Source organism: Amycolatopsis sp. N2S4-7 (assembly GCF_058119595.1).
In genome coordinates, this window is record NZ_CP172299.1 from 7,832,106 (window position 1) to 7,847,085 (window position 14,980).

At 70.0% G+C, this 14,980-nt stretch carries 15 protein-coding genes; 8 read left to right on the top strand and 7 right to left on the bottom strand.

All coding sequences use genetic code 11. The annotated features are described in order from the left end of the window. Positions 1–17: 17 nt before the first annotated feature. Genes ACH54P_RS37190 through ACH54P_RS37200 form a run of 3 tightly spaced genes read right to left on the bottom strand, consistent with a single transcriptional unit; the run spans position 18 to position 2,128 of the window. Entirely contained in the window at positions 18–1,289 is a 1,272-nt protein-coding gene (locus tag ACH54P_RS37190) for a WXG100-like domain-containing protein (RefSeq protein ID WP_489907965.1), read from the bottom strand. Further along, complete coding sequence (locus tag ACH54P_RS37195) at positions 1,286–1,621, bottom strand: hypothetical protein (protein WP_489907966.1); 336 nt, start codon at positions 1,619–1,621, stop codon at positions 1,286–1,288. The genes ACH54P_RS37190 and ACH54P_RS37195 overlap by 4 nt, the downstream gene beginning before the upstream one ends. 15 nt (positions 1,622–1,636) lie before the next feature. Beyond that, the gene (locus tag ACH54P_RS37200; protein WP_489907967.1) at positions 1,637–2,128 is read right to left on the bottom strand and encodes a YbaB/EbfC family nucleoid-associated protein; all 492 of its coding nucleotides are present in this window, start codon (positions 2,126–2,128) and stop codon (positions 1,637–1,639) included. Positions 2,129–2,267: 139 nt separating this feature from the next. On the opposite strand from ACH54P_RS37200, the gene map reads away from it, so the two are divergent. From map to ACH54P_RS37220, 4 genes are all read left to right on the top strand, one after another. Continuing rightward, positions 2,268–3,032: a type I methionyl aminopeptidase gene (gene map / locus ACH54P_RS37205; protein ID WP_489907968.1), complete on the top strand. Its 765-nt coding sequence runs from the start codon at positions 2,268–2,270 to the stop codon at positions 3,030–3,032. 9 nt (positions 3,033–3,041) lie between these two features. Then, positions 3,042–3,566, top strand: a complete 525-nt coding sequence (locus tag ACH54P_RS37210) for a GNAT family N-acetyltransferase (RefSeq protein WP_489907969.1) — start codon at positions 3,042–3,044, stop codon at positions 3,564–3,566. A 59-nt stretch (positions 3,567–3,625) separates the two neighbouring features. Continuing rightward, complete coding sequence (locus ACH54P_RS37215) at positions 3,626–4,459, top strand: SDR family oxidoreductase (protein WP_489907970.1); 834 nt, start codon at positions 3,626–3,628, stop codon at positions 4,457–4,459. Positions 4,460–4,585: 126 nt separating this feature from the next. Next, entirely contained in the window at positions 4,586–5,641 is a 1,056-nt protein-coding gene (locus ACH54P_RS37220) for an alpha/beta fold hydrolase (protein WP_489907971.1), read from the top strand. Positions 5,642–5,687: 46 nt separating this feature from the next. On the opposite strand, the gene ACH54P_RS37225 is transcribed toward ACH54P_RS37220, so the two are convergent. The 3 genes from ACH54P_RS37225 to ACH54P_RS37235 form a co-directional block, all read right to left on the bottom strand. Beyond that, on the bottom strand, positions 5,688–6,893 hold the full coding sequence (locus ACH54P_RS37225; RefSeq protein ID WP_489907972.1) for an acyl-CoA dehydrogenase family protein: 1,206 nt from the start codon (positions 6,891–6,893) through the stop codon (positions 5,688–5,690). Positions 6,894–6,914: 21 nt separating this feature from the next. Next, positions 6,915–8,210 carry an acyl-CoA dehydrogenase family protein gene (locus ACH54P_RS37230; protein ID WP_489916855.1) on the bottom strand — a complete coding sequence of 432 codons (1,296 nt, stop codon included), beginning with the start codon at positions 8,208–8,210 and terminating at the stop codon, positions 6,915–6,917. Positions 8,211–8,310: 100 nt separating this feature from the next. Then, positions 8,311–9,108 carry an SDR family NAD(P)-dependent oxidoreductase gene (locus ACH54P_RS37235; protein WP_489907973.1) on the bottom strand — a complete coding sequence of 266 codons (798 nt, stop codon included), beginning with the start codon at positions 9,106–9,108 and terminating at the stop codon, positions 8,311–8,313. Positions 9,109–9,208: 100 nt separating this feature from the next. On the opposite strand from ACH54P_RS37235, the gene ACH54P_RS37240 reads away from it, so the two are divergent. After that, complete coding sequence (locus tag ACH54P_RS37240) at positions 9,209–10,033, top strand: helix-turn-helix transcriptional regulator (RefSeq protein WP_489907974.1); 825 nt, start codon at positions 9,209–9,211, stop codon at positions 10,031–10,033. On the opposite strand, the gene ACH54P_RS37245 is transcribed toward ACH54P_RS37240, so the two are convergent. After that, positions 10,028–11,233 (bottom strand): low temperature requirement protein A, encoded by a 1,206-nt coding sequence (locus ACH54P_RS37245; protein WP_489907975.1) that lies wholly within the window; start codon positions 11,231–11,233, stop codon positions 10,028–10,030. The two genes, ACH54P_RS37240 and ACH54P_RS37245, sit on opposite strands and share 6 nt — an antisense overlap. Before the next feature lie 62 nt (positions 11,234–11,295). Between ACH54P_RS37245 and ACH54P_RS37250 the strand changes: the two genes are divergently transcribed. From ACH54P_RS37250 to ACH54P_RS37260, 3 genes are all read left to right on the top strand, one after another. Further along, the gene (locus tag ACH54P_RS37250; RefSeq protein ID WP_489907976.1) at positions 11,296–12,264 is read left to right on the top strand and encodes an effector-associated domain 2-containing protein; all 969 of its coding nucleotides are present in this window, start codon (positions 11,296–11,298) and stop codon (positions 12,262–12,264) included. A gap of 94 nt (positions 12,265–12,358) precedes the next feature. Then, a complete protein-coding gene (locus ACH54P_RS37255; protein WP_489907977.1) occupies positions 12,359–13,885 on the top strand; it encodes a VMAP-C domain-containing protein in 1,527 nt (508 codons plus the stop codon). Beyond that, on the top strand, positions 13,863–14,927 hold the full coding sequence (locus tag ACH54P_RS37260; RefSeq protein WP_489907978.1) for an AAA family ATPase: 1,065 nt from the start codon (positions 13,863–13,865) through the stop codon (positions 14,925–14,927). The genes ACH54P_RS37255 and ACH54P_RS37260 overlap by 23 nt, the downstream gene beginning before the upstream one ends. The last annotated feature ends 53 nt before the right edge of the window (positions 14,928–14,980 follow it).

A 14,980-nucleotide genomic window follows, 5' to 3' on the forward strand; every position in this document is an offset into this window, starting at 1 on the left:
GGCTTTGAGGACGGGCCCTAGGGCTGCTGCTTCTTGTCCTCTTCGGCCCACGCGGCTTCCGCCTGCATCTGGATGTCGGTGAGGCCGCGGTCGACCTGCACGATGCTCTTGCCCGCCCAGCCGGCGAAGTTCTTCGAGCTCTTGGCGTCGGAGAGGGCCTTCAGCATCGGGTAGTAGTCCGGGTGCTTGGCCTTCAGCCAGTCGTCGACGAACTTCATCTTCTTGTAGCTGTCCCCGAACTTGGTCTTCAGCCAGTCCTCGTGCTTCTTGATCATCGGGAAGTCGTGGTCGCTCAGGTGCGACTGCGGGGACGGCGGCTTGGGCGCGGGCGGCGGGTCCGCGGGCTTCGGCAGTGGCCGCGAGAAGTTCGGGACGGTGCCGTCGCCCGGCGGCCGGGTGCTCGGCGTGGCGCCGCCGGTCCCCGGCACGTCGTGGGTGATCGCGGTGCCCGGGGGCGGCGGCAGCGGCCGCGAGAAGTTGGGCACGGTGTTCCCGCCCGGGCGCGGCACGTTGGTCATTTCGTGGCCCGCGCCCGGCTTCGGCTTGACCAGCTTCGACAGCTGGGTGAGGCGGGCCATGGTGCGCCCGGCGTAGGCGACGACCTTGGCGAGCTTGGCCGCCATCGCCGCGACCTGCACCGAGACCTGCACGACGATCTTGGTCACGCCGACGGCGATCGACGCGCCGAAGGTGAACGCGGCCATCGCGAGGGCGATCAGCATCGTGGAGATGATGTCGCCGAGGATCGTCGTGATGATGTCGCGCAGCAGCGAGCGGACCGCGGCGATCAGCGCCCCGGTGGTCTCGACCATGTAGCCGGCGACGTCCGACGCCTTCGCGTTCGCGTCGATCCAGCCCTTCCGGTCGTCGATCGACTTGACGAAGCTGTCGTGGCCCTTGCCCTGCCACTGGGTGATCGTCGACTTGAGCGCGTCGTCGAGCTCGGTGCCGGTGTCGCGCAGCGACTCGCCGATCTTGTGCAGCTCGTTGGCGAGCTTCGTGACCTCGGACGGGTTGCCCGCGACCTGGTCCAGCGGCCACTTCAGGAACGAAACGTGCTCGATCAGCCAGCCCAGGCCCGCGGCGATCAGCTTCGCCAGCGGGTCCATGACGAACGCGACGGTGTCGAGCGCGGCGCTGATGACGTTGACGCCCAGCTCGACGCTGACGGCCGCGAGGTCGCCGCCGTGTTCGGTCTGGACCTTGCCGATCGAGTCGCCCACCTGCTTCCAGCTGTCGAAGACGCCGGCGCCGGTGGTGGAGTTCGATGCCGTGATGGGAACGGTCACTTGCCCAGCTCCGTCTCGAAGGTGCTCAAACCCTGTGCCGTGTTCGAGTCGTGGGTCGTGTAGGTGTCGGCGGCCTTCTTCAGGTCGTCCGCGGACTTGGAAATGTCCCCGACGAGCTTGCTGATCTCCCCGCTGATCACCGCCATCGTGACCCGCGAGGGCACGGCGAGCACCTGCGCGAGCAGGATGCCGAACGCGGCGTTGTCGAACCCGTTGGCGGCCTGCATCCGGTTCGCGGCGTCCTGCACCGCCGGCTGCGTGGTGCCCGACAGGAACTGGCTGAACTTCTGCAACTCGGCCGGGTCGACCGAGAACCCTGCTCCGGAAACCACTGCTGCTCCTCGTTGTTACCAGGGGTTGCTCTCGCCGGGGTCCTCTTCCGGCTGGGACCGGGGACGACGGCGCGGCTGACCACGCTGCGGTTGCGGGGGCGCCGGCGGACGGGGCTCGGCCTCGGGCGGCGGCACGAACTTGCCGTCGTCCTCTTCGGGCGCCGGCAGGAACTCGCCCAGCAGCTCGCGGGCGGCCGAGTTCTCGCCCACCACGCCGCTGAACGCGTCGGCGACCTCGGCCGAGACCTTCTGCTGCGCGCGGCCGATCAGCTGCATCACCAGGCTGGAAAGGGCTTGCGGGGGTCGTTCGTACGCGCGGGCGCCGAACCGGAGGTCCTGCAGGACGCCGCTCGGGCCGATGGTCACCGAGACCGCCCCGTCCGGCGACCGCACGGTGGCGACGGCGGAGCGGAGTTTTTCCTGGGCCGCCGCGGCCTTGGCCCGGATCTCCCCGAGCTCGGCGGTGAACGCGGCCAGCGGATCGCCGCCGGGCACTGACTGGGTCAATTTGTCCTCGTCGCGAGAGAGGTCGTGAACGATCGAAGTCAATCAGCGCTCCTTGAACTCCGGATGACGCGGACAGAGCCACCGGCTGAACGCGACCACCTCGCTGGACACCAATATCTATACCGGTATAGTTATCGTCATGGTCGAGATCAAAACCGAAGCCGAGCTGGCGGTCATGCGCGAAGCCGGACGAGTGGTGGCCCGGACGCTGGACGCCGTGAAGGAGGCCGCCGCGATCGGCGTCTCCCTGCGCGAACTGGACGAGATCGCCGCGCAGGTGATCAGCGAAGCCGGCGCCAAGCCGTCGTTCCTGCACTACCAGCCGCGGTCCGCGCCGACGCCGTACCCCGGCGTCATCTGCGCCAGCGTCAACGATGTCGTCGTGCACGGCATCCCGTCGGCATACCGCATCCAGGACGGCGACCTGGTCAGCATCGACACCGGCGCGATCGTCGACGGGTGGAACGGCGACGCCGCGATCAGCTTCGTCGTCGGCAACGCCGATCCGGCCGACCTCGCGCTGATCGAGGCGACCGAGCGCGCCCTGGCCGCCGGGATCGCCGCCGCCCGGCCGGGCGCGAGGCTCGGCGACATCTCCTACGCGATCGGCACCTCCGGCCGCGCCTCGGGCTACGGCATGCTCGAGGACCACGGCGGCCACGGGATCGGCCGCGCGATGCACGAGGACCCGCACCTGGCGAACGAAGGCCGCGCGGGTCGCGGGATGCGGCTGAAGCCGGGTCTCGCGCTGGCCATCGAGCCGATGCTCACCCGGGGCGGCGACGCCTACCGGCACGCCGAGGACGGCTGGTCGCTGCTGACCACCGACGGCAGCCGCGCCGCGCACGTCGAGCACACCATCGCCATCACCGAAGACGGCCCGCGCGTGCTCACCGTGCGGTAGACAGGGGGAATGGACAACATCGTCATCCGATCGGGTGATTCCGGGGACGTCGACACGCTGCTGCGTTTCTTCGACGAAGCCGTCGAGTGGCTCGTCGCGCGCGGGAGCTCCGGGCAGTGGGGCACCGAGCCGTGGAGCGGCGTCCCGAAGCGCGTCGAGCGGGTGAAGGGCATGGCCGCGGACCCCGGCCTGCGCATCGCGGTGGTCGACGGCGAGGCCGCCGGCGCGCTGATCGTCTCGGAGGACCACGACCCGCACGTGCCCGCGGTCGACGAGCGGGAGCTGTACGTCCGGCTGCTGATCACGTCACGGCGGTTCACCGGGCAGCGCGTCGGCGGGCGGCTCATCGAATACGCGCTCGACGAGGCGCGGCGCCGCGGCATCGACCTCGTGCGCGTCGACTGCTGGGCCGGTGGCGACGGCGCTCTGCAGCGCTACTACGAGAGCCAGGGCTTCGAGCCGACGGTGCGGTTCCACGTCGAGGAGTGGGTCGGGCAGGTGCTGGAACAACGCCTTCACCGGAAAGCCGGGTAGCGCGATCGCGGGCCGGGAGCGACACTGTTGACGGGTTGCCAACAGACGAAGGAGTCGCCATGGCCGAGGAACTCGCGGGCAAGGTCGTCGTCATCACGGGCGGCGGGCAGGGGATCGGCGCGGCGACCGCGTCGGCGCTGTCCCGGCTGGGCGCCCGGGTCGTGATCGGCGACGTGGACCTGGTCCGGGCCGAGAAGACCGCCGGTGAACTGGACGCCGAAGCGCTGCCCCTGGACGTCACCGACATCGGTGGCTTCACCGGGTTCCTCGACGAGGTCGAGCGCCGCCACGGCCGGATCGACGTCCTGGTCAACAACGCCGGCATCATGCCGCTGGCGAACCTCGACGAGGAGAGCGACGCGACGACCCGGCGGCAGCTGGAGATCAACCTCCACGCCGTCATCCACGGCACCCGCGAGGCGGTGAAGCGGATGCGGCCGCGGCGGTCCGGGCACATCGTCAACGTCGCGTCGTTCGCGGGCAAGGCCGGTTTTCCCGGTGCGGCGACGTACTGCGCGACCAAGCACGCCGTCGTCGGGCTGTCCGAGGCGGTGCACCTGGAACTGCACGGCAGCGGCGTCCACGTTTCGTGCGTGATGCCCGGCATCGTGCGGACGGAGCTGGCGAGCGGGCTCGGCGAGGCGAAGATGTTCAAGTCCGTGCGCCCCGAAGATGTGGCCGACGCCATCGTATCCACGCTGCGCAAGCCTCGTTTCGACGTCTTCGTGCCCCGCTCGCTGGGCACTATGGGCAAGCTCACGCGGCTGCTGCCCCGGCGCGCGGGGGAGACACTCGCGCGAGCGCTCAAGGCGGACCGGCTTTTGGCTTCGGCAGCCCATTCCCCGGCCCGCGCGGAGTACGAGAGGCGGGCCGCGGGGGCCGGTTCCGAGTAACTCGGACGGCCCAGCGACTGTCCGAATTGGACGTGCTTGCCGGGTGCTTGCGGGTGTGGTGCTGTTGAGTCCGCCCGCCCGGCCCGGCAAGATTGCCTCCGGATCGGTTCTCAGGAGGCTCGAGAAATGGTTTCACCACCCGCACGGCTGGCTGCCGCGGCGTCGAACGTGGTCGGCAAGGTGCTGCACGGCGGTGTCGCCGACCTGCGCCCGATGCCGCGGGTGCTGGTCGACCAGGGACCCAACCGCTCGCTGTACCGGATGACGCACAGCAGCCGCCCGGTGTCCGGGCCGCCGATCCTGCTGGTGCCGCCGCTGGCCGCGCCGGCGATCTGCTTCGACCTGCGCCGCGGCTGCAGCCTCATCGAGCACCTGGTCGAGCACGGCCGCAACACCTACCTCGTCGACTACGGCATGGTCGCCTTCTCCGACCGGCGCCTCGGCATCGAGCACTGGATCGACGAGGTGCTGCCGCGCGCGATCCGCAAGGTGAGCCTGGATTCCGGCGGCCAGGCGGTCCACCTGGTGTCGTGGTCGCTCGGCGGGATCTTCTCCCTGTTGGTGAACGCCGACCGCCCGGAGCTGCCGATCGCGTCGATCACCGCGATCGGCTCACCGGTGGACTTCACGGCGATCCCGATCGTCGCCCCGTTCCGCCCGCTGGTCGACCTGACGGGCGGCCACCTGCTGACCCCGATCTACCGCGCGTTCGGCGGCGCACCGTCCTATTTGGTCAGCCGCGTGTTCCGCGCGACGGGCATCAGCAAGGAGATCACCAAGCCGATCGCGATCCTCTCCCACCTCGACGACCGCGACTACCTGGCCCAGATCGAAGCGGTCGACCACTTCATGGACAACATGTACGCCTACCCCGGGCGCACGTTCGGCCAGCTGTACCACCGGCTCTTCCGCACGAACGACCTGGCGGAGGGCAAGGTGGACCTGAACGGCCGCATCATCTCGCTGTCGTCGGTCCGCGTCCCGACATTGGTGGTGGCGGGCGAAAACGACACAATCGCCCCCCGGCCATCGGTGGAGCGAGTGGTGGAGCTGCTGGACAAGGCCCCAGAGGTCCGCTTCAAGACGGCTCCGGGCGGGCACCTGGGCGTCCTGACGGGCCGGAAGGCGCGGGGGACGACGTGGCGGTACCTGGACGAGTTCCTGGACGACCAGATCTCTTGAACGCACTGAAGGCCACCCCCTGGGTGGGGGTGGCCTTCAGCGGGTCTCACTTCAGCTCAGCCGAGGACTTCCCGAGGATCCGCCGAGCCACGATCAGCTGCTGAATCTGCTGCGTCCCCTCGAAGATGTCCAGGATCTTCGCGTCCCGAGCCCACTTCTCCAGCAGCGACTCTTCGCTGTACGCCCCGGTCAGCTCGACGCACTTCAGCGCGATCTCCACCACCGAACGCCCGGCCTTGGCCTTCGCCATCGACGCCTGCAGCGAGTTCGGCTTGCGGTTGTCGGCCATCCACGCCGATTCCAGTGTCAGCAGGTACGCCGACTCGTAGTCCGCCTCCAGGCGGAGGAACTCCGCCGCCGCCGCGTGCTGGCTGTTCGCCGGGCGGTCGTAGTCGATCTTGACGCCCGCCGACTCGAGGATCTGGCGGGTCTCGTCCAGAGCCGCCCGAGCCACGCCGATCGCCATCGCCGCCACCAGGGGCCGCGTGTTGTCGAACGTCTGCATGACGCCCGCGAAACCCTTTTTCGTGTCGATCTCCGGCGTGCCCAGCAGATTTTCCTTGGGCACGCGGCAGTTCTCGAAGCGCAGCACCGCCGTGTCGGACGCGCGGATGCCGAGCTTGTGCTCGGTGCGCACCACTTCGAAGCCCGGCGTGCCCTTCTCGACCACGAACGACTTGATCGCCGCGCGGCCCTTGGACTTGTCCAGCGTCGCCCAGACGACCACCGCGTCCGCGCGCTCGCCCGACGTCACGAAGATCTTCTCGCCGTTGAGGACGTAGTGGTCGCCGTCGAGGCGGGCGGTCGTGCTGACCGCCGCCGAGTCCGAGCCGAAGCCCGGCTCGGTGATCGCCATCGCCGCCCACATGCCGGAAAAGCGCTCCAGCTGCTCGTCCGTGGCCACCGAGCTGATCGCCGCGTTGCCCAGGCCCTGCCGCGGCATCGACAGCAGCAGGCCGACGTCACCCCAGCACATCTCGATCGTGCCGAGGACGACGTTCAGGTTGGCGCCGTTGCGGTTGCCCTTTTCGTTCTTGTCGGACGCGGAGCGCCGCACGCCCGCCGCGCCCGCGCCGCCCTCGCCGGACGAGTTGAGCCCGTCCAGCAGCGCCGCGAACATGTCCAGCTCGCTCGGGTAGGTGTGCTCCGCGCGGTCGTACTTGCGCGAGATCGGCCGGAACACCTCGGCCGCGGCCTGGTACGCCTGGTTGATCAGCGCGCCGGCCTTCTTGGGGACTTCCAGGTTGATCATGGTCCAAAGCCTTTCCGAAGCCTAGAGAAGGACGGCGCCTTCCATGACGCCGATGGCGCGCAGGTCCCGGTACCAGCGCTCGACCGGGTGCTCCTTGACGAAGCCGTGCCCGCCGAGCAGCTGCACGCCCGCGCTGCCGATCTGCATGCCCTTGTCCACGGCCAGTTTCCGCGCCAGCGCGACCTCGCGGGCGTAGGATTTGCCCTGCTCGGCCCGTGCCGCGGCGCGCAGCGTGACCAGCCGCAGCCCCTCCAGCTCGATCGCGATGTCGGCGACGGAGAACGCCACCGCCTGCCGGTGGCTGATCGGCTCGCCGAACGCGACGCGCTCGTTGACGTAGGGGACGACGTAGTCGAGCACGGCCTTCGCGGTGCCGGCGGCCAGCGCCGCCCAGCCCAGCCGCGACAGCCGCACGACCTCGGCGAAGACGTCCGCCTTTCCGCCGCCGAGCAGCGCGCCCGCGGGCAGGGCGACGTTCGAAAGGTGCAGCTGGCCGGTCGCGGCGCCGCGCAGGCCCATCGCCGGCTCGGCCTCGATCGACACCCCGGCGTTCGACGACTCGACGAGGAACAGCGCCGGGCCGCGGCCTTCGAGATCGGCCGAAACGATGAACAGCTCGGCCGCCGCCGCGCGCGGGACCAGCGACTTCACGCCGTCGAGCTGGTAGCCCTTCGGGGTGCGACGCGCCTTCGTCGCCGGCTTGAAGGGGTCGTACAGCGCCGTCTGCTCCTGCAGCGCCAGCGCCGCGGCCGGCACGTTCTCGCCGACGAACGCGGGCAGGTAGTCGGCCTGCTGCTGCTCGTCACCCCAGCTGACCAGCGCGGTGCTCACCGCGGACGGCGCGAGCACGGCCACGGCCAGGCCGAGGTCCCCGTGCGCCAGCGCTTCCGCGACGAGCGCGTTGGTCACGACCGAGCGCTCGGTGCCGACGCCGCCGAGCTCCTCGGGGATGCCGACCAGGCTGATGCCCAGCTCGGCGGCCCGGCTCAGCAGACCTTCCGGCGCCTCGAGCTTGGCGTCCGCGTCCGCCGCGGCGGGGCGCAGCTGCTCGGCGGCGAACTCCGTCACCGTCTCGACGATGAGCTGCTGGTCCTCGCTCGGCGTGAGGTCGAACAGCCCGGTGTCGGCGGCCGGCGCGAGCCGGGCGGGCTTGCCCAGCTTCTGCACCGACTTGAACGACCGGGTCGCCGCGCCCGCGACGCGGAAGCCGTTGCGCGTCCCCGCCGTGACCAGGCCTTCGAGGGGCTTGCGCAGCCCCGCCCGGTCGACGGCCTTGCTCCCGGCCAGCCGGGTCAGCGCGGAAAGGCCCCAGCCCATCGCGTCCCGTTTCCTTGGCGCAGCCATGTGGCCCTCCATCCCGTTACCTACTCGCGAGTAGGTTAACGTGGGATCCGCCTCGGCGCCAGTGTGGGTTCCCTTACGAGTGAGTCAGCCGGGCCGAGAGCGTCCAGAGCTCCCGGGCGAGGTCGTCGTCCGTCCGGCGTCGTTCGAGCTTCGGACGGCCGCCCGAGCGGTCGCCCGGGCCGACGTAGGCGTCGCCCGGGACGTCTTCGGTCGCGGCGAACAGGATCGGCAGCGCGCCGTACTCGGCCTTCTTCTGCGCGATGACCGGATAGAGCGCTTTCACGGGGAGCATCGACGGGCCGAAGTGCCGGTCCAGGCCCGTCCGGGCGACGCCGGGGTGCGCGGCGACGGCGAGCACGTCCCGCCCGGCCGTCGTGAGCCGCCGCTGGAGTTCGTGCGTGAACAGCAGGTTCGCCAGCTTCGACTGGCAGTACGCGAACAGCGGCGAGTAGCGGCGGCGGTCCCAGTTCAGGTTGTCGAGCCGGACCTTGCCGAGGCGGGCGAGCCCGGACGCGACCGTCACGACCCGGCCGGTGACGTGCGGCAGCAGCAGGGTGGTCAGCAGGAACGGGCCGAAGTGGTTGACGGCCATGTGCGTCTCGAAGCCGTCGGCGGTCTTCGCGTACGGGACCGCCATCACGCCGGCGTTGTTGATCAGGACGTCGAGGTCGCCGGACCAGCCGGCCGCGAACTCGCGCACCGAGGCGAGGTCGGCGAGGTCGAGGCGCCGCACTTCGGTGTCCCCCGGCGGAGGCGTGACGCGGGCTGGGTCGCGCACGGCGAGAACGACCCGGGCGCCGGTGGCGGCGAGTTCGCGGGCGGTGGTGGCGCCGAGGCCGCCGCCGGCCCCGGTGATGAGGTAAGTGGTCATGCGCCCAGCGTCGCGGCGGTGCGCGGGCCGTGGCAGAGCGCGCCGATCGGGGGATCGGCGATCCCTGGCACCGCCGCCGGTGGCGCCGATAATCGACGAGGTGGACCGCACCGAGCTCGCCGACTTCCTCCGCCGCCGCCGCGAGGCCCTGCGCCCGGACGACGTCGGCCTGCCGCCCGGGCAGCGCCGCCGCGCGCCCGGGCTGCGCCGCGAGGAGGTCGCGACGCTGTCGGGGATGTCCACCGACTACTACACCCGGCTGGAGCAGCGGCGCGGGCCGCGGCCGTCGGAGCAGATGCTGGCCGCGATCGCCCGCGGGCTGCGGCTCACCCTGGACGAGCGCGACCACCTGTTCCGGCTGGCCGGGCACACCGCGCCGACCCGCGTTTCACGCGCGGACCACGTCAGCCCGCCGTTGATGCGCGTGCTGGACCGGCTGCACGACACGCCCGCCCAGGTGATGTCGAACCTCGGCGAGACGCTCGTGCAGAACCGGCCGGCGCAGGCCCTGCTCGGGGACGAGACCGCCCACACCGGGCCCGCGCGCAGTGCCGTGTACCGGTGGTTCACCGATCCCGCGGAGCAGCTGATCTACCCCGCGTCCGACCGCCCGCGTCACGCCCGCTTCCTGGTGGCGAGCCTGCGGGCGTCTTCGGGCAGCGACCCACGGGCCGCTGACCTGGCGCGGCGGCTGGTGGCGGAGAGCGCCGGGTTCGCTCAGCTGTGGGAGGCGCACGAGGTCGCGGTGCCGTCCGAGCGCCGCAAGACGATCGTGCACCCGAGCTTCGGCGAGATCGCGCTGGACTGCCAGGCGCTCTTCACCGACGACCTCGCGCAGGTGCTGCTGGTGTTCACCGCGACACCCGGCACCGAGGACGCCGAGAAGCTCCAGCTGCTGTCGGTCGTCGGGCCGGGGTTGCTATGAGTGCTGCTTGTGGACCTGCTTGCGCCACTCGGCGAAGCGGAGCCGTTCGAACGCGATGAGCCCGAGCACGAGCCCGGCGACGACCAGGAGCAGCGCCGCGGCGGGCACGTGCTCCAGCAACGGCGTCGCCGCGACCAGGAGCACGCCGACGACCAGGCGCTGGTGGTTCCAGCTGCCGAGGTTGCGCTTGCGCAGGGCGCTCAGCGCGATGAGGTAGAGCGCGAGGCCGCCGGTGAGCGTCCAGATCGGGACGCCGTGGAGTGCTTCGCCGGGGGTGTGGTGCTCGGTGTCGGCGATGTAGAGGAAGGCCTTCTTCAGCCCGAGGGCGACGAGCACGATCCCGGCGATCAGCGGCAGGTGCAGGAAGGTGTAGGAGTCGGTGGCGAGCTTCGCGCGTTCGATCCCGGTCGCCCGGGTCAGCCGGTGCTCGGACACGCGCGCGACGACGTCGAAGTAGGTCCACCACATCCCGGCGGCCAGCGCCAGCCCGCACACGGCGCCGCCCGCGATCAGCCACGACATCGGCAGCGCCCCGATCCCGATGCCGATCGCGACGATCGACTCGCCGAGCGCGATGATCACGATGAGCCCGAACCGCTCGGCGAAGTGCGCGGGTGCGTTGAGCCGCCAGCCCTCGGGCCCGGTGAAGTAGACGTTGAGGTAATCGATGCCCAACGCCACGACCCACAACCCCAGCTGCCACGGCCCGCTCAGGAACGCGGCGGCGCCGAGCAGGACGACGCTGGGCAGCAGCCCGACGAACATCCGCAGCAGCACGCGCCGCAGCCCGGGATCGTGTTTCGCCGCGCCCAGGTAGGCGACCAGGTGCAGCAGCCGCACGAGCGCGTAGCAGACGACGAACAACACGGGCGCGAACAGCCCGCCGGGGTGGTCGACGAAGGCTTCGGGGATGGTGAGCGACACGAGGAACATCACGGCCATGGCCCCGAACATCGCGAGCCGCGCGATCCCGTGGTCGACGTGGATCGTGTTCCCGAGCCAGGCATAACTGCACCAGCACCACCACAGGACGGCGAGCATGGCCAGCCCCTGCCCCACCCCGGTGGGGCTCAGGTGGTCGGCCATCAGCTGGGTGGTCTGGGTGATGGCGTAGACGAAGACCAGGTCGAAGAACAGCTCGATGGTCGAGACGCGGTGGTCTTCCTCCGCGCTCACCAGGTGCAGGCGTGTCGTGGGCACGCCGAATTATGGACGAAACAAGGACAAGAGGGTCCGGTTTCCCCGTAACGCCCTGCGCGAACATGGCCGAGCGTGCATGTGTCTGGGACAATGAGCGACGGGACGTGGGGAGGTGGGCCGTGCATTCGCATCCTTCTGCGCACCACAGGACGGTCATGGCGGTGGACATCGCCGGCTACAACGACCCGAAGCGCACGATGGCCCACCGGCTCGTCGTCCACGAGGGGTTCTGGAACCTCATGCGCTCGGCGTTCGCGGACGTCGGCGTCCCGTGGGACGCCCTCTTCATGGAGAACACCGGCGACGGCGCGATGATCCACCTGCCACCCGAGGTGGCGAAGGCGGACCTGGTGGCCGAGCTGCCCGACCGGATGCTGGCGGAGCTGCGCCGCTACAACGCGGAGCACGCCACGGAGGCGAACGTCCACCTGCGGGTGGCCCTCCACGCCGGCGAGGTCTACCAGGGCAGCCATGGGACGGTCAGCGATGCGAACAGTTACGCGTTCCGCTTGCTGAACGCGGCAGAGGCGAAGAAGTCGCTGAGAGAATCGGGCGCGGCGCTGGCCTTGATCGTTTCGACGACGTTCTACCAGGACGTGGTGTGCGCGGATCCGGCCGCCGACGCGGCCGCGTATCGGCGGATCCGGGTCGAGGAGAAGGAAACGAAGACCGAAGCGTGGTTGCGCCTGCTGGGCGCGGTCACCAACGGTTTCGCGCTGCAAAATGCGCCGGCCCAGCCGAAAGAGACAATGCTCGCGTTGGTGGACGCGCTGCTCGCCATCCCGTGCGTGCGCAAGGCCGAAAGCCGCCGGCTCCTCCTGGAGATCTTCCCGCGCCGCGAAATCGCCGATGTCGTCCCGTATCACGCCGAAGACCGCCTCCACGTGATCGCCTTGGTGCGGACGTGCGTGCGCTTCACCGGCGGGCTCGCCGCCCTGCTGGAGGCCATCAGGATGATCGAACCGGAATCGCCGCAGGTCGACAACCTGGACGCGATCATCGGTGGCTGGTCGAACGGGCGGCCACACTGAGGCTTGTCCAGCTTTTGCCCTTTCCCGGCTGAGCCTGATCGGTAAACTCACGGTTCCCGAGCCTCGCGCGAGCCCGGGGGAGGTGGTTCGTCAGGTGTCGGCCGGTGAGCGGGTGTACGGGCCCGGACGCGAGTTCCGTCCCTGGCCGGGCACCACGATCGCGGTCAGGGAAGCGATCGTGAACGTCCTCGCCGCAGCCGGCCTGGCCGTCGACCCAGCCGGTCGCGCGCTGTTGCTCGACCTGATCCACGACAACCTCGGATTTCCGCTGACGATTCCGGAACAGGTGACCGGCCGCGACCACCTGATCGAAGTCGTCAACGCCTGCGCCAAAGCGGGCGGCGGGATGAACGCGCTGGCCGACGCCGTCCGGATGATGCGCCCGGATTCACCGGAGTCGGACCAGGTGCGGCGGTTGGTGCACCAGCCGCGGATGCACGACCTCTTGCCGGACACGGAACTGATGTGGCTGCGCTCGATGTTGTCCGGGCTCGTCCCGCCGCGGTTGAGCGCGTCGGTCCGCCGGGCGGTCGGCCCGGGCGAGCCGCCGTCCGAAGTCCGTGACGCGTGGGACGCCTTTTGTGCTCTCTCGGATTTCAATACCCCGGCGAGCGGCCTGCCCCCGGCGCTGGCGTTCGTCGAGTTCATCGCCGCGAAATGTGCCCAGGGACTGGCCGGCGAACTGCGGGCCTGGAACGCGGTGCAGGCGCGCCGCCTGCAGGCCGAGGCGGGTTTGCGGGAACTGCGAGCGGAACCACAGCCGGAGTCCCCCACCCGGTCACGGCTGCACTTGATGATCGTCGTCCAGCCCGACGGCATCGATCCCGGACGGCACCTGGTTTCCTTCTGGCGTCAGGACGATCCCGAAGAATGGCCGCCGGCCCGTGGCGGTCTCGAAACGGTGGCGGGTGATCAGCTGGAACACCACGTCGACACCCTCGTCGTCGAGGCCGAAAAGGCGTGGGCGGAGTACCGCGGCGAAGTCGCGCTCGAGTTCGTCCTGCCGAGGTCACTGCTGAACCTGCCGGTGCACCTCTGGTGCAAGGAACACGAAACCGGTGACCCACGGCCACTGTTCCTCGATTATCCGATCGTCCTGCGGTCCCTGGAACGGATGCGTTCGCCCCAATGGCATCGGTCTTGGCGAATGCGGTGGGAAGCGATGATGGCCGATCCCTCGGCCGAACGGGTGTATTTCTGCTCGGCGGAAGACACCGGGGAACGGCACCGGCTCGACGCGATATTGAGCGAGGACCAATGGGGCGTCATGGTTCTCGCGGCAGCACCGCCACTGCGGCCGCGTCCGGGCGAAGACGAACTCGCCGCGGGATTGCGATCCGGGCTTCCGGTATTACTATGGCACCCCGAGGCTTCGCTGGATCTCTTGCGAGAGGTGGTCACGTGGCTCGTCGAAGGCGGTGGTCTCAGCGATCTTCCCGTCCGGGTGCAGAAATCACGGCGTGCCGCATTCCGGAAAATGACCATTCCGATGGATCTGGGTGTGGTGCGCAATCTCGTCATCCTCTGGGACGATCCGGCGCGACTCGTTTTCCTCGACAGCCCGCCGTTCCGGCCCGGTCCGCCTCCAGGGGGTATCGATGAGCGGGGCCGGGCCTCCTGAGACGCCGCCGGACTGGTGGATCTACCGCGGTACCGGCGTTCCGGATCCCGGGCGGGACATCGAACTCCCGCCACCACCACCGTGGCGGAAGTTCGACGGAGGGCCACTCCTCGACGAGGTTCCGGTACCGCCCGACGACGGGGAGATGAAGCGACGGCTGGGTGCGGCCAGCACCGAATCGGTGCCACGGGCCGACATCCACGAGGTCGACATGGTCAACGCGGCGCTCTTCCTGCGCCGGCCCTTGCTCGTGACCGGACGGCCCGGCAGCGGGAAGTCCAGCCTGGCGTTCCGGATCGCTCGTGAGCTCAAGCTGGGCCGGGTGCTCCAATGGCCGATCACTTCGCACACCACGGTGAAGACGGGCCAGTACGGTTACGACGCGATCGGCCGTGCCCAGGCGGCCGGTGCCCGATCGGCCGCGGCCGGTGCGGAGTCCGGTGAAGTGGCGGAGCCCCCGATCGGCGACTTCGTCCGGCTCGGCGAGTTGGGCACCGCATTCCTGCCCCGCCGGCGTCCCCGCGTACTGCTCATCGACGAGCTGGACAAGTCCGAAGCCGATCTGCCCAACGACTTGCTGAGTGTCTTCGAAGACGGCGCGTTCGAGATCCCCGAGCTGGTCCGGATGGCGCGGCGGACGCCGGTGGTCGAGGTGTTCACCGCGGATCCCGACTCCACCGCGGAGATCATCGGTGGCCGCGTCCGGTGCTACGCCTTCCCGATCATCGTGATCACCAGCAACGGCGAACGGGATTTTCCGCCCGCCTTCCTCCGCCGGTGCCTGCGCTACGAAACCAAGGACCCGGACGCGGGCCAGCTGGCCGCGATGGTCGCCGCCCACATGCTCGACCCGGCCGACGAGCACCGGTCGCGGATCATCGAGCAGTTCGTCAGCCGCAGTGAAGCGTTCGGCGGGCTGCCGGTCGACAAGCTGCTGGAGGCCGTCTACCTCGCCACGTCCGGTGCCTACCGCGAAGACGACGCGTCCTGGCCGAGGTTGGTCGACGCGCTGTGGCGGCAACTGAGCTCGCTGGTTTCCTGACGTGCCGGCGGAGCCACCCGAGGTCCCCCCGGTCTCCAAACTGAGCTGGAGCG

Bases quoted from the DNA above. Each gene is read 5' to 3' on its own strand.
- map (WP_489907968.1), top strand. From the start codon at position 2,268: ATGGTCGAGATCAAAACCGAAGCCGAGCTGGCGGTCATGCGCGAAGCC.
- ACH54P_RS37210 (WP_489907969.1), top strand. From the start codon at position 3,042: ATGGACAACATCGTCATCCGATCGGGTGATTCCGGGGACGTCGACACG.
- ACH54P_RS37215 (WP_489907970.1), top strand. From the start codon at position 3,626: ATGGCCGAGGAACTCGCGGGCAAGGTCGTCGTCATCACGGGCGGCGGG.
- ACH54P_RS37220 (WP_489907971.1), top strand. From the start codon at position 4,586: ATGGTTTCACCACCCGCACGGCTGGCTGCCGCGGCGTCGAACGTGGTC.
- ACH54P_RS37225 (WP_489907972.1), bottom strand. From the start codon at position 6,893: ATGATCAACCTGGAAGTCCCCAAGAAGGCCGGCGCGCTGATCAACCAG.
- ACH54P_RS37230 (WP_489916855.1), bottom strand. From the start codon at position 8,210: ATGGGCTGGGGCCTTTCCGCGCTGACCCGGCTGGCCGGGAGCAAGGCC.
- ACH54P_RS37235 (WP_489907973.1), bottom strand. From the start codon at position 9,108: ATGACCACTTACCTCATCACCGGGGCCGGCGGCGGCCTCGGCGCCACC.
- ACH54P_RS37250 (WP_489907976.1), top strand. From the start codon at position 11,296: ATGGCCGAGCGTGCATGTGTCTGGGACAATGAGCGACGGGACGTGGGG.
- ACH54P_RS37260 (WP_489907978.1), top strand. From the start codon at position 13,863: ATGAGCGGGGCCGGGCCTCCTGAGACGCCGCCGGACTGGTGGATCTAC.